The sequence below is a fragment of the Bradyrhizobium sp. 27S5 genome (assembly GCF_037217225.1).
GTDB classification, from domain to species: Bacteria; Pseudomonadota; Alphaproteobacteria; order Rhizobiales; family Xanthobacteraceae; genus Bradyrhizobium; species Bradyrhizobium septentrionale.
The window spans coordinates 5,889,291-5,901,524 of sequence record NZ_CP147714.1 but is presented as its reverse complement, the minus strand read 5'-3'; the positions used below and the strand labels follow the sequence as shown (position 1 = coordinate 5,901,524).

Sequence of the window (12,234 nt, the reverse complement as noted above, 5' to 3'; positions counted from 1 at the left end):
TTGAGGGCGACAGGCCTCGACGGATTTTCCAAGGGCTGGGTCGCCGTCAGCATCGACGGCGACCACCGCACGATTTCCTTTCACTCCGATATTGCGGACGCACTGGCGCGTCCGTTCGATCGTGCCGGGATCGATATCCCGATCGGCATGACTGATGACGGCGAGCGCGCGTGTGACCGTCTCGCCCGAGAGCGCCTGCGTCCGCATTTCTCGCGCGTCTTTACCGGGGCACGGCGCTGGCTGTGGGAGGAGTTTCGCGATCCCGGTAAGGCGAACGAAGAAGCGCTGCGCCGCGGCCAGACCCGCGTCTCGCGGCAGCTCTGGCATCTGGGCAACAAGATCATGGAGGTCGACGCGTTCGTGCGCGCGAACGCCGCGCGCGACATCCGCGAGGTGCATCCCGAACTGGTGTTCCTGCGGCTGAACGGCGGCACGCCGCTGCCGCGCAAGAAGTCGGAGGAGGGCGATGCGCTTCGCCACAAGCTGCTCAAGCGCGCGGGCTTTCGCGACATCGATCGCTGGCTCACGGAGGAGCGGATCGGCAGCGGAGCCAAGCGCGACGATGTGCTGGACGCCTGCGCGGTGGCGCTCGCAGCGTGCGAGCCTTGCGGAAGCGTTCCGGAAGGGACGCCGCCATTGGATGCGCACAGCGTGTCGATGCAGATCTGGTTCTAGCGGCAAGCCCGCGCCGTATCGCTGCTGTTAACCACGCTGCGGCGACTGCGACGTTCTGCCACGCGCAGGGTTGTGGGGCGCGAGCAAAGCAACCGATTTCGGCCAAGGACCCTTAACGTTTGTCGTCGACCCTCCGCGCTCATCCAAGGGTAGTGGGCGTGGGTGACATGACACATTCGGCGATACAGCGGATTGGACGGGCGGCGCTTGTGTTCGCGGCACTCGGCCTCGCCGGCTGCAACAAGGAGCGGCCGCCCGGCGTGTATGACGTGAGCGTCAGCGAGGCCTATCGGCGCCTGTCCAACGACAAGCTTGCCGACATGGTCTACGCCAAGCAGTGCGGAATTCTGGTCCATGTGACGCCGTCAGGCATCCCGGGCTACGAGGTCACCTGGCGGGTTCACAGCAGCGGCCGCGAGCTCGTGCGCTTCACCGCAGTGCTGACGGCCTTCAGCGAGAACCAGACCAAGGTCGAGATACGTATGCCTTCGGCCGGCAACGGCGAGGCGTATGACGGGTCGCAATCCTACAGGCGGCCGGCCTTCCAGCAGCCGCTTCGTCCGGCCGTTCAGGAGCAGGTCGCCGCGATCCTCGAAGGCCGCAAATTCGACGTCCAGCGCGTCGGGCCCGGGAAGGACAAGATTTGCCAAGTGCAGCGCGCCGGGCTCGAGACGGGCCTGGTGTTCCGCGTCGACGATTAATGGAAATCGATAAAGGGAGTTGACGATGAAGTTTGCTTTCGGTGCATTTCTCGTGGCCTGCGTGGTGGGCTATCTGTACTACATCTTTCCAAACCCGGCGGATGGCACGGTCTATCCCGTGCCGATCACCCAGGCGCGGCAGGACCTCGCGAAAGCGGAGCTGCCGCCCTTTGTGTTCGGCAGCCAGTCCCTGGACGTGGTCCGCAACATCGGCGACGCGCAGGTTGTCTGGATCGTCCGCAGGAAGAGCGAAGAATTGTTCCGCTACACTGCCGAGCTCTCGGCTGAGGAGAAGGGCGCTGCGACGCGCGTCAAGCTGAGGCTGGACGGCGCCAAGGGGCGCACCGAGGACTATGCCAAGAACCTCGCGGATAACCCCAAGATCCGGGACCTGTATCTCGTCGCGATGCAAGAGCGTGTCGCTTCCACCCTCGAGCGCCGGCAGTTCGAGATGTCGCGCATCCATCCTGCAATGGCGGCCGCCGCGGTGGCGAACATGGGCAATATACGGAAATCAGCGGACGAAGCGGCCGCAGCAGCCGCGGAGATCGAGCGCAGCACCATTCAAAGGGCGTATCGTAACGAGCCCGCCAGCGTCCGTCGCTGAGAGCCGATAGCGCGCTGAGATCAGGTTGAATCGTCAGCGCGCTTCGGCTTCTTGTGTGAGCCGGTCGGGATGTGGACCCGGCGCTTACGCCCGGGTGCCGGTGAAGGGGAAGCTGCCCATCGGGCCGATGCCCATCTCGCCGGCGATGCCGTCGCCGGAAACCTTGCCGGTGAATTCGAGCGTCAGCGGCATTGGGTTGGTGATGGAAACCTTCCAGGTGACGTTGTCGCCGTTCACGGAGCCGTCGAAGATCTCGGTGGAATTGCCCTCGGCGCCCTGCGTGCCGGTGAGCGTGCCGCCCGAGCTCGCCAGCGACAGCGTCGCCCTGCGCTCGCCCATCGGCGTCGTCATCGTCAGATTCCAGTTTCCGTCCACCGCCATTGATATGTCTCCCCTCATGGTAAAAGCGTTTTCAAGCGAAGTGGGTACCGGTTCGCGTGAAGAAAACGCGTCAAACAAGAACCTGGAGCATTGGCTCTGACGCAGTCAGAGCCGGTGCTCCAGGGCGTGCGCGGGTATAGCTCATCTTGCCGCGCGCGCCTAGTTCGCGGCTGCGGCGATCAGGCGCGGGCGGCGGCGCGCAGCCGGCTTCCGACCAGGAAGCGGAAGGCGACGTACTGGATCGCGAAGGCAACGATCTTGGCGCCGAGCAGCACCACCGACACGTAGAACGCCCACAGCTTCATGTCGCCGGTCGCTGCGATCGCGATGGTGCCGGCGGCGAGCACGAACATCAGCGCAGCCCAGGCATAGCCGGCGAGGGTGGCGTATTCCGGAATGGTCTCGATCACGATCGGCGGCAGATAGCGCAGCATCCAGCCGCGCTTGAGCATGATCGCGCCGATCGCGATGTGGCCGATCGCGGGCTTCGCCAGCACGAAGCGTGGATCGTTGGTGAGCAACGTGGCGCTGCCAAGCACGATCACCAGCGCGAGGCTTGCCCAGGTCATGTAGCCGAGCGCCTGTCCCTTCACGCGCGCATAGACCACTTGCGCAATCGCGCCCGCGATCGCAACGCCGGTGGCGATCAGGACATTGTCGGTGGCGAGATAGACCACCAGGAAAACGATGGTGGAGAGAAAGTCGCTCGCAAGCCTGGCAAATACGCTCTTCATCGTCGTGGTTTCCGTTTCCTCGGGCGGGTGATTGGTCTGGTGTTGTTATAGCAGCGTTCAGTGCGACGGCAGCGCGCGGGCCGGCGGTGCGCCGTACTTGGCCGCGCGATATTGCGGATACCAGCGGGTGAAGCACACCGCGGCGTTGCGTGCGGCGAAGGCGATCAGGAGACCCGTCCACAGCGGCAGGGCCGGCACGTAGAGCACCGCGATGTTGCCGATCAGCATCAGCAGCGTCGCGGCAGCCCAGGCACCTGTGATCAGATAGTTGGCGTGGGTGAAGCCGGGCAGCTTCGCGATCTCGGCAGCGACCTGTTCGAGCGCGTATTGCCGCGTGAAGGGATGGCCGATCAGGATCGAGAACAGCGTCACCAGCAGCATGCCGGCATCGACGGCGATCTTCACGGCGATGCTGCTCGGCGTCGCATCGACGAAGGAGAGATAGCAGCCGACCGCGGTGAACACGATCACCGAACCGACGCCGAGGATCTTGATGCTGCGCCCGCGCGCGATATCGAAGGCGATGACGGCAAGGCAGATCAGCGCGGCACAGAGCAGGCTCAAATTGGCCGAGGCCACCAGCATCAGCGTGGCGAAGGCGCCGTAGGGAGCGAGGATCAGGAAGATCGTCATCGAAGGCCTCATCCGGCTAATCTTTACATCGTAAAGATACCCTAGAGGTGGGTGAGCGGGGCGTCAAGCGAAATCTTTACAGTGTCAAAATCGTGAGGTCGTAGAGAAAACTTGAGTATTTTCAATTTGATGTGTTGGTAGTGCCGCTTGGCGCACGCTTTCTGCCGTCGTGGCCGGGCTTAGCGTCCGGAGGACGGCGTCGCTTCCGCTCGCCTATGTCCCGGCCATCCACGTCTTTCATTAAGGAGCTGACAAAGACGTGGATGCCCGGGACAAGCCCGGGCATGACGCGTGGAGGAATGGAGGCTCTCGGGCGCGCGGCTTACTCCGCACCCACCCAGTTGCCGTGGAATCCGTCCGGCACGCGGTGACCGAGATGGACCAGCGCAGTCGGGCCCGCCTCGACGTCGGTGGCGTTGAACACGGCGAGGTCGCTGCGGTTTTCGCGGGCGCGCCAGACCACGGCGAGCAGCCAGCCGTCGCCCTCGGCGGCGTCGGAGTCGCGCTCGACGAACACGGGCTCGGAGATCGTATCGCCGGCGGGCAGGAGATAGTGGCCGAGCCGCTTGCCCCTGCCGTCGACATGCACGATGCCCGACAGCGCGCCGAACATCGGCAGGTCGGGATTGGCGCAGGCGTACCAGCCGTGATTGCTGGCAAGCCCCGCGCGGCGATCGTCGACGCGGGGGAATTCGCCGGTGAGGTCGTCGAGATAGGTCTGCGTGAAGCGGTCGGTGTTGCCCGAGAGGTCGAAGGTCCAGCGGCAATAGCGCGCGCGGTTCTTCCTCGGGTCGGTCGGCGAGCCATCGGGATGGTTGAACAGCGGCGCTTCCTCGAACTGCATCACGTCGGCAACGATGCGGTTGCCGTCCTCCCACGCGTTCATGACGTGGAAGACGTAGCAGGTCTCGGCGCGGAACCAGATGATGTCCTTAGATGCGCCGCTGCGCTTCATCACGCCGACATAGGCGCCTTTCTCCGGCTCCCAGGCGTAGGGCGCCTGGCCGCGCATCGCGCGCTGCATGCTGCCGGTGATCGGCAGGATCGGAAACAGCACATGGTTCTCGGTGACGATGAAGTCGTGCACCATGCTGGCATAGGGCGCCTCAAAGCGTTCGAACCGGGTCACTACGCCGGATGAACTCACCGAACCGAACGACAGCGCGGGCGTCAGGGGGCCGGCGGCGTTGTAGCCGAAGAACACCAGCTCGCCGGTGACCGGATCGATCTTGGGATGCGCGGTGAAGGGACCGGAGATCGCGCCCTTGTAGTCGCAATAGCCGGTGCGCTTCAGCGTGTCCGGCTCGATCTCAGTCGGCAGATGGCCTTCCTCGAGCGCGAGCAGGCGGCCGCCATGGAAGATGATGTTGGTGTTGGCGACGCCGCCATCGGTCGGTGCGGACGCCGGCGCATCCGGCAGCTTGCGGCCGAAGCCGCCATACAGGGCGCGGCCAGCGTCGTGCTCGGCCTGCCATTTCGGGGTGCGGACCCAGCGGTTGCGGTAGCTGGCGCGGCCGTTCTCGAGATGGAAGGCGTGCAGCATGCCGTCGCCGACGAACCAATGCGCGCCCGGCGCGTCGAACTGCGGATTGGGGCCGTTGCGATAGAGCGTGCCGTTCAGCTCGCGCGGCAGTTCGCCGGTGATCTTCAGGAACGGCGCATCGGCCTCGAATGGGATCGGCGCCAGATTGGTCCGCACGGCATTTGATGTCACCTGATCGAGCATCCGCATCTCCCTCCGTTATGATCTTTACATCGTAAAGATATCAGTACGGGTGATGCGGCCGATCGTCAAGCAAAATCTTTACAGTGTAAAAATTGCGACATATAAGAGCCGCATGACAAGATTATCCAAGGAAAACAAGGCCGCTCGTCCGGCACTGACGCGCACCCGCAGGGTCGCGCGTGCAACCGCTGACCGGTCGGCGCGGCGCCGGGCCAATGACGCGCCGTATCATCACGGCGATCTGCATGAGGCGCTGCTGAAGGCGGCCGAGCGCGTGCTGGAGCGCGACGGGCTGCCGGGGCTGACATTGCGCGCGGTGGCGCGCGAGGCCGGGGTGTCGCATGCCGCACCCACGCATCATTTCGGCGATCTCACCGGTTTGCTCAGTGAACTCGCTGCGATCGGCTTCCGGCAGTTCGGCGAAGCGATGGCGGCGGCGAACGTGTCCGCAGAGACGCCGCCGGAGAAGGGAATGGCGAGCGCCAAGGCTTACGTCGCCTATGCGCAGGCGCATCCAGGCATGTATGGGCTGATGTTCCGCAGCGAACGGCTGGATTACTCGCGACCATCGCTGCATGAATCGTCCGAAGCCTCGTTCGCAGGATTGGCCCGCGGCGTCGGTGCCAGCCGGCATGAGGAGATTTCCAGGGATTCGCTTTCGCTCGAGCAGGCTGCCGCGATCGCCTCGGCCTGGTCGCTGGTGCATGGCTTCACCATGCTGCTGCTCGACGGACGGCTCTCCAAGATTCTGAACCTGTCACCCGAGGGGACGACCCCGGAGACGTTGCTGATCGCGATGCTCCGGTTGGCCTCAAGCCGTCCGCCGCGGCCGTAACCGATGTCGCCCCGGTAGCGTACTAGCGTTTTGTCAGCGACGTGGTGCGGCCGCTCTGGCCGATCGTCTTCACCTGATCCGCGCCACATTTGAAATCGCGGGCGAAGTCTTCGGCGGCCTGCCGCGCCAGCTCGTTGGCGTTGGGATTGGCCGCGACGTCGACATAGGCGACGTGACAGACCTCGCCCGGCGGCAGCCGCGTCACAGCGAGCATCGCCCGCGAGACGGGACCGCCTCGCTTGTCCTGCTCGCTGTTGTCGGCGATCAGCCAGCGCTGGATGATGGCAAAAGGCTTGCTGCCGGCCGCACGCCATTCGACGGTGTTGCCGCTCGAGCTGAACGGGCCGAACCAGGCTTGCGCCGCCGGTTCCCTGGCTGCCGCCTCGCGATTTCGGCCGACCGAGACTACTTCGCGCAGATCGCCCTCATTGATCAGCACCACAAGGCCGGATTTCCCCGGGCAGACCCGCGTGGCGCTGCCGTCCTCCTCATTGGGCTTGCCGATCATGCGGCAGGCCTTCGGTGCGGTCGAGGTGTAGCTGCTGCTGAACGTTTCGGCGCCAGCCTGACCAGGATTTGCGCTGGCAAGCGCCATAATGGCTGTTGCAAAAGCAAGGTATTTCATCAGGGGAGACTTACGATCCACGTTACTTTGTTTCTGACATACGCAATCTGGGGAAGGTTCAACAGACACGCGGGAAACACCTGACAGACGCGCGGAATCGTCCTAGAAGGGCGGCTTCGCAACTTTTGTCGCGTGCACCTTGCGTGCCGTAACCTCGATCGTCATGCCCACGATATCATCCAACAAGCCCTATCGCGTCGGCCGTTCCCGTACCGGCCTCGGCCTTTTCGCCACCAAGCCGATCAAGAAAGGCGACAAGATCATCCGCTATTTCGGGCCCTTGCTCGACTCGAAGAAGAAGGATGAGGACGCGATCGAGAACAAATATCTGTTCGAGCTCACCAACCGCTGGACCATCGACGGCTCGATCCGCGAGAATCTCGCCCGCTACATCAACCATGCCTGCCGGCCGAACGCGGAATCCGACGTCCGCCCACGCAAGCGCAAGGTGTTCATCCGCGCGATCAAGAACATCGAGCCGGGCGACGAGATCAATTACGATTATGGAACCGACTATTTCAAAGCCTATCTGAAGCCGATCGGCTGCAAGTGCGACGCCTGCGAGAAGAAGCGCAAGAAGAAGCGCGCGGAGGCGAGGGCGGAGCGGCTGCGGCTGAAGGAAAAGGCCGAGCGCAAGGCCGAGAAGCTTGCGGCGGAGAGGGCGAAGGCCAAGGAAAAAGCCGCGCCAAAGGTCAAGCCAAACGGCGCCAAGGCGAACGGCAAGCTGAATGGCAAGCACCTGAACGGCCATTCCTATATGAAGGCCGCAGGCAAGAAGGGCGTCGCCTCGAAGCGTGGTGGCGCGCGGGCGCTCTACGCCTGACACCGGTCTCCGGAATGAGACCGTGTGCCCAAATGGCTGGTGGTCTCTTTTGGCACGCGCGATGTCCGCTTGTCCGTCGGAGTGCAACAATTGTTAGCCGCCGGGCTTGCGCGCCGATGCCGGCAGCGGGGCGTCGCCGAAATCGAGTGTCGAGCGTTGGATGATCGTGCCGCGCTCGTCGATGACGAGGCGCAAGCGGCGGTGTTCCGAAAAGAAGGTCAGCCGATGCCGGCCCGCATCGGCGTCGACCCCGCGTTCCGACAGCGTCGTGATCTTTCCCGATCGCATCTCGGCCTGCAGCAACGGCACGCCGATGCCAAGCCCCTCGGCGACGACGTTGGCATCGACCTCGAACGTACCGTCAGCGAATGCGATTCCTGTCATGACGCCCTCGCGGGCTGGCGTGGAAAGTAGGTGCAATCCGCCAGCGTGCTGCCGTCGAGCTCGCGCATAAAGGCCTCGCGGGCCGCCGCCAGCTTGGCTTTGAGCCGGCAGCGCGGCAGCAGCACGCAGGCTCCTCCGTCGTCCCTGAAGCATTCGACCAGTGCGCTGTCGCCCTCCAGCGCGCGCACCACCTCGCCGAGGGTGATCGCCTGCGGCGGCCGCGCCAGCGCAAACCCGCCCCCGACGCCGCGCTGGGTGGTGATGAAGCCGGCCTCGGCGAGATCGCGCACCACCTTGGCGAGGTGATTGCGGGAAATGCCGAATTCGGCCGCGATCTCGCTGGTGGCGAACGACCGGTCCGGCTCGCCGGCCAGCCGCATCAGCGCGCGCAGGGCAAAATCCGTGAACGACGTCAGGCGCATGGGAGGCCCTCGAAAACAGAACTTGGCAGGGCTGATATAGCCCGCTAAATGGGTATTTGAAATACCTATTTATGGAGGCCCGTCATGACAGGGGCAGAACGGCGCGAGCAGATCACGGCCCAGATCGTCGAGCGAACCGGGATCACCGAGGCGATGATCGAGCGCCTCGTGCACGGCTTCTACGCCAAGGTGCGCCGCGACCCGATGCTGGCGCCGGTGTTCGACGCCAGGATCCGCGATTGGGAACCGCATCTGGAGCAGATGTGCGCGTTCTGGTCCTCGGTCGCGCTGATGACCGGGCGCTATCACGGTACGCCGATGGTCAAGCATATGAAGCTGCCGGTCGATGCCGTGCATTTCGACCGCTGGCTCCAACTGTTTGAGGCAACGGCAGCCGAGCTGTGCCCGTCCGTGGCGGCGGAGCATTTCATCGATCGCGCGCGGCGCATCGCCGCTAGCCTCGAGATGGGCGTCGCCAGCGGGCAAGGCGTCATGCTCGGCGTCGGCGAGCGTTACAGGCGAAACGAAGCAGGAGCAGTGCAATGAGGAACAGGGCGAAAGCGATCACGCGTGCAATCGACAGGACGGGGTTTCAACAGGATCAGGCCAATCCGTTTTCAGGCAACAGCCTCGTGCCGATGCTGATCATTGGCCTGGCGCTGACCTTTGCGGGCATGATTGCCGCAGTAGCTCTGAGCTGACGACCGGGAGCGGCCGCCGCGTTTGCCGCGACGGCCGCTCGTCACGGCTTCCATTCGGCTTAAGCTGCGACAGTCTCGCCACTGCGGCGCAGCCCGACATATTGCAACTCGGTGAACACGCCGGTGGCGATCGCCTGGGCGAGGATCATGATCGTCCCGAGCAGGTTCGGCGACACCGCGCCCGAGAGCAGCAGCGCGATGCTGGCGAGCGTCCAGGCGGCGTTGCCTATGACCACCAGCATCACCACCGCCTTCGGCACCGAAGCGCGCGTGCCGAGCCAGCCGACCAGCGCGGTGTAGGCGACCAGGAACAGCCCGGTCTCGCGCAGCAGCGCTTCGGGCAGATTGAAGAATGACGCCAGCGCACCGGCATCGAGCACCATCGCGACGGCGGATACGCCGCTGAAGATGGCATCGGCGAGCAGGGCGCGGCGCAAGAGCTGGGACGAATGGATCAAGGCAGGTTCTCCTCTGGTTGGGGATCGGGTTGGTCAGCGGAATAGGGACTGCAGCTGGCGCCACAGGCGGAACGGGCAGAGTGCCTTGCCGACCCTCATCTCCACCGCATAGACCTGCGCGAACACGAACAGGCCGGTGTCGTGCACGAGCGGCTGCGGCATGTTGAGCGAGCGCGCGACGAGCCAGGTGGCCAGATGGATCAACCACGGGATCAGGACGGCGAAGGCGCGGATAAGGGACAGCATCAGCATGGTCATCTCCTGTGCCGTGGAAGATGAGCTGGCCCGCGCGCCAATTCGATTACCTCAGGCGTAAGCAAGGGGCCTGTTCAGGACGGTCCTAACGTGTTCGATGTTGTTCGGCGGATGCATGTAACCCCTTGAAAAACAATCAATTCTTCGTACATCAGTGTTCGTCACTGTTTGTTCTCGTCCGCTCCCAGCCATCCGATTTGTTGGTATTTTTGTTGGTATCGGGAGAACAAACGTTCTCGGCTATTTTCGAAATTCCGAACACGAGGGGCCGTGGCAGATGGCACGCAAAACTGGGGTCGCTAACCCCGAGCAGATCAGGACCGACGTCGATTGCCGCGCCGCCCGGCCGAAGTTTGAGAGCGGCGAGTGGAGCGCTACCAAGATTTCCGACGTGACCGGCGGCGGTCTCTATCTCTTGATCACGCCGGACCCGAGCAGGCCCGGCAAGGCCGGCTCCAAGCTCTGGCGCATGGCCTATCGCTTTCACGGTCGGCAGAAGACCTATTCCATCGGGCCTTACGGAAATGGCAACGACGGTACCGTCTCGCTCTCCACGGCCCGTCAGAAACGTGACGCGGCAAAAGCGTTGCTCGCACAAGACAGACCCGTCGATCCCTCCATCGAAAAACAATTCGAGCGGCATCGCCAGGCCGCCGAGCGCCCTTTTGGCGTATGGATCGATGAACGGCTTGCGGAAAAGAAGACCGAGAAGATCAAGCGTGGCAGGCTTATCACTGTGCGCAGTCCCGAAACACTCGCGCTGCTCGAACGGTGGGCCGGCTATCTGAAGGACCGTTTCGGCGCGCTCCACCGGCAAGATATCAAGCGCCCCGATACGCTTGCCTTCTTCCGGCGAATGCAGGCTGAAGGGAGGTTGGAGACCCGAGACCGGGTCCACAGTATTGGTGAACAAGTCTGCGACTACGCCGATCTTGAGGGCGACGGATATAATCCGTTCCGTGCCTGCAAGAAGCAACTCACTGTCAATGTCTCGACGCCTCGGCCCGGCGTCACTGAGTTGCAGGACGTGGCTCGTCTCTTCCGGTTGATCATGCCGTCATGGGAGAACGCCAGATTTGGCGATGTGGTCGGTGATGCTCTTCGGCTCGATGCCTTGACGATCCCTCGCCCTGGCATGATCAATGAGATGGAGTGGACCGAGGTCGATTGGGACGGCAAGCGTTGGACCATCCCGGCGGCGAAGATGAAAAACGGATGGGACCATGTCGTGCCGCTGTCACGGCAATCCCTCGCGATCCTGCGGCGCGTGCAGCAGATCACGGGCAATCGGCGCTACGTATTCGCTTGCGCCAAGGATGTGCCCCTGTCCAGCAGAACGCTCTGTCATCGGCTGCGCGCGCTCGGCATCGACACCAAGACGGAACATTGTGCCCACGGCTTCCGTACTACGTTTTCGACCCTCTGCCACCATGAGGAGATCAATGAAGCCAAGGTTTGGGACGGCGACATTATCGAATTGCAGTTGGCGCATCTCGATAGCGACTCAGTAAGGGCGATCTACAAGCGGCACGGACCGCTGGCGCTGATCGGTTCGCGCACCAAACTGATGCAACATTGGGCCGATCGCATCGATAGCTTTGCTGATCCAAGAAAGATTGTGCCGATCATCGCATCCCCTGAGGGGTTCGCGAACCAGTCAATTTAGAGCGCCTTTTCTTATGTCCGCGGCTCAATGCGAGGAAGCGTCATATGATAGGCGTCGATGGAATCGGCATCGACCATGGTCTGGCCTTCCATTTTATAGGCGACGATTTTCCCCCTCTTGATCAGTTCGTAGGCCTTGGTTCGACCGAAACCGCCGCGCTCCAAGGCCTTTTTTAGTGGAATCAGGTTCCGTTTGTGGCGGGGCTCGTCCATCATCGCCGTCGATCCCTCCCGTATTCGGCTGATCACCCTGTCCCTGCCGCAGGAAGAAGGCTCTATGTCAATTCAATCAATCATGGCTTCCGCTCGTCGTTCTAGTGAAAGCAAAGAAAGCTTCGAGTATTATGGGACGGCTGAAAGAGCTGAGGACTATTGTGAGCCAGTGAGATCGGAGAAGAGCCTAAGGATCATTTTCCGGTGACTCGCCTTTCGCATGAAGTGCTGGTCGAGACCCTGTGGCGGATGGTGACGGCGGAAGACTGATTGCACCGCTCCGCCTCTGCTTCTCCGGTAGGGTGGCGTTCCGCAAACCTCGCGACGGTTGGCATGGCGCGCTCGGTGGATCGCCGATAAAGCTGGCGCTAGCCGAGCCCGACACGGAAGGGGCCG

Annotated in this window: 18 protein-coding genes; 8 read left to right on the top strand and 10 right to left on the bottom strand. The window is 63.2% G+C overall.

What is annotated here, in order from left to right; translation table 11 throughout:
* The 3 genes from WDM24_RS27945 to WDM24_RS27935 all read left to right on the top strand — a co-directional run bounded on the left by WDM24_RS27945 (nt 1) and on the right by WDM24_RS27935 (nt 1,983).
* A complete protein-coding gene (locus WDM24_RS27945) occupies nt 1-675 on the top strand; it encodes a DUF429 domain-containing protein (RefSeq protein ID WP_338828059.1) in 675 nt (224 codons plus the stop codon).
* 158 nt (nt 676-833) lie between these two features.
* Nucleotides 834-1,376: a hypothetical protein gene (locus tag WDM24_RS27940; RefSeq protein ID WP_338828057.1), complete on the top strand. Its 543-nt coding sequence runs from the start codon at nt 834-836 to the stop codon at nt 1,374-1,376.
* A 25-nt stretch (nt 1,377-1,401) separates the two neighbouring features.
* Nucleotides 1,402-1,983 (top strand): hypothetical protein, encoded by a 582-nt coding sequence (locus tag WDM24_RS27935; RefSeq protein ID WP_029085431.1) that lies wholly within the window; start codon nt 1,402-1,404, stop codon nt 1,981-1,983.
* 84 nt (nt 1,984-2,067) lie between these two features.
* On the opposite strand, the gene WDM24_RS27930 is transcribed toward WDM24_RS27935, so the two are convergent.
* The 4 genes from WDM24_RS27930 to WDM24_RS27915 form a co-directional block, all read right to left on the bottom strand.
* Nucleotides 2,068-2,364, bottom strand: a complete 297-nt coding sequence (locus WDM24_RS27930; protein ID WP_338828054.1) for a hypothetical protein — start codon at nt 2,362-2,364, stop codon at nt 2,068-2,070.
* 179 nt (nt 2,365-2,543) lie between these two features.
* Entirely contained in the window at nt 2,544-3,098 is a 555-nt protein-coding gene (locus WDM24_RS27925; protein WP_338828052.1) for an inner membrane-spanning protein YciB, read from the bottom strand.
* A 57-nt stretch (nt 3,099-3,155) separates the two neighbouring features.
* Nucleotides 3,156-3,731: a hypothetical protein gene (locus WDM24_RS27920; protein WP_338828051.1), complete on the bottom strand. Its 576-nt coding sequence runs from the start codon at nt 3,729-3,731 to the stop codon at nt 3,156-3,158.
* A 322-nt stretch (nt 3,732-4,053) separates the two neighbouring features.
* Nucleotides 4,054-5,457, bottom strand: coding sequence for a carotenoid oxygenase family protein (locus WDM24_RS27915; RefSeq protein ID WP_338828049.1), 1,404 nt, complete (start codon nt 5,455-5,457; stop codon nt 4,054-4,056).
* Between the two features lie 112 nt (nt 5,458-5,569).
* Here WDM24_RS27915 and WDM24_RS27910 point away from each other — a divergent pair, with 112 nt between their 5' ends.
* The gene (locus tag WDM24_RS27910) at nt 5,570-6,292 is read left to right on the top strand and encodes a TetR/AcrR family transcriptional regulator (protein WP_338828047.1); all 723 of its coding nucleotides are present in this window, start codon (nt 5,570-5,572) and stop codon (nt 6,290-6,292) included.
* Nucleotides 6,293-6,314: 22 nt separating this feature from the next.
* On the opposite strand, the gene WDM24_RS27905 is transcribed toward WDM24_RS27910, so the two are convergent.
* Nucleotides 6,315-6,917, bottom strand: coding sequence for a hypothetical protein (locus WDM24_RS27905; protein ID WP_338690836.1), 603 nt, complete (start codon nt 6,915-6,917; stop codon nt 6,315-6,317).
* A gap of 163 nt (nt 6,918-7,080) precedes the next feature.
* On the opposite strand from WDM24_RS27905, the gene WDM24_RS27900 reads away from it, so the two are divergent.
* A complete protein-coding gene (locus WDM24_RS27900; RefSeq protein WP_338828045.1) occupies nt 7,081-7,740 on the top strand; it encodes an SET domain-containing protein in 660 nt (219 codons plus the stop codon).
* Nucleotides 7,741-7,833: 93 nt separating this feature from the next.
* Here WDM24_RS27900 and WDM24_RS27895 read toward each other — a convergent pair whose 3' ends face one another.
* Nucleotides 7,834-8,124: a DUF6522 family protein gene (locus WDM24_RS27895; RefSeq protein ID WP_166306128.1), complete on the bottom strand. Its 291-nt coding sequence runs from the start codon at nt 8,122-8,124 to the stop codon at nt 7,834-7,836.
* Nucleotides 8,121-8,546 (bottom strand): RrF2 family transcriptional regulator, encoded by a 426-nt coding sequence (locus tag WDM24_RS27890; RefSeq protein WP_166306131.1) that lies wholly within the window; start codon nt 8,544-8,546, stop codon nt 8,121-8,123. Before WDM24_RS27890 ends, WDM24_RS27895 begins: the two co-directional genes overlap by 4 nt.
* A gap of 84 nt (nt 8,547-8,630) precedes the next feature.
* Between WDM24_RS27890 and WDM24_RS27885 the strand changes: the two genes are divergently transcribed.
* Together WDM24_RS27885 and WDM24_RS27880 are read left to right on the top strand one after the other, a co-directional pair.
* The gene (locus WDM24_RS27885; protein WP_338828044.1) at nt 8,631-9,092 is read left to right on the top strand and encodes a group III truncated hemoglobin; all 462 of its coding nucleotides are present in this window, start codon (nt 8,631-8,633) and stop codon (nt 9,090-9,092) included.
* Nucleotides 9,089-9,247, top strand: a complete 159-nt coding sequence (locus tag WDM24_RS27880) for a hypothetical protein (RefSeq protein WP_338828043.1) — start codon at nt 9,089-9,091, stop codon at nt 9,245-9,247. The genes WDM24_RS27885 and WDM24_RS27880 overlap by 4 nt, the downstream gene beginning before the upstream one ends.
* A 59-nt stretch (nt 9,248-9,306) precedes the next feature.
* On the opposite strand, the gene WDM24_RS27875 is transcribed toward WDM24_RS27880, so the two are convergent.
* Both WDM24_RS27875 and WDM24_RS27870 read right to left on the bottom strand, forming a co-directional pair.
* Nucleotides 9,307-9,705 carry a hypothetical protein gene (locus tag WDM24_RS27875; RefSeq protein WP_338828042.1) on the bottom strand — a complete coding sequence of 133 codons (399 nt, stop codon included), beginning with the start codon at nt 9,703-9,705 and terminating at the stop codon, nt 9,307-9,309.
* A gap of 33 nt (nt 9,706-9,738) precedes the next feature.
* On the bottom strand, nt 9,739-9,963 hold the full coding sequence (locus WDM24_RS27870) for a hypothetical protein (RefSeq protein ID WP_338690822.1): 225 nt from the start codon (nt 9,961-9,963) through the stop codon (nt 9,739-9,741).
* 274 nt (nt 9,964-10,237) lie between these two features.
* On the opposite strand from WDM24_RS27870, the gene WDM24_RS27865 reads away from it, so the two are divergent.
* Nucleotides 10,238-11,626, top strand: a complete 1,389-nt coding sequence (locus WDM24_RS27865; RefSeq protein WP_338828040.1) for a tyrosine-type recombinase/integrase — start codon at nt 10,238-10,240, stop codon at nt 11,624-11,626.
* Between the two features lie 11 nt (nt 11,627-11,637).
* Here WDM24_RS27865 and WDM24_RS27860 read toward each other — a convergent pair whose 3' ends face one another.
* Nucleotides 11,638-11,841 (bottom strand): hypothetical protein, encoded by a 204-nt coding sequence (locus WDM24_RS27860; protein ID WP_338828038.1) that lies wholly within the window; start codon nt 11,839-11,841, stop codon nt 11,638-11,640.
* Nucleotides 11,842-12,234: the final 393 nt, after the last annotated feature.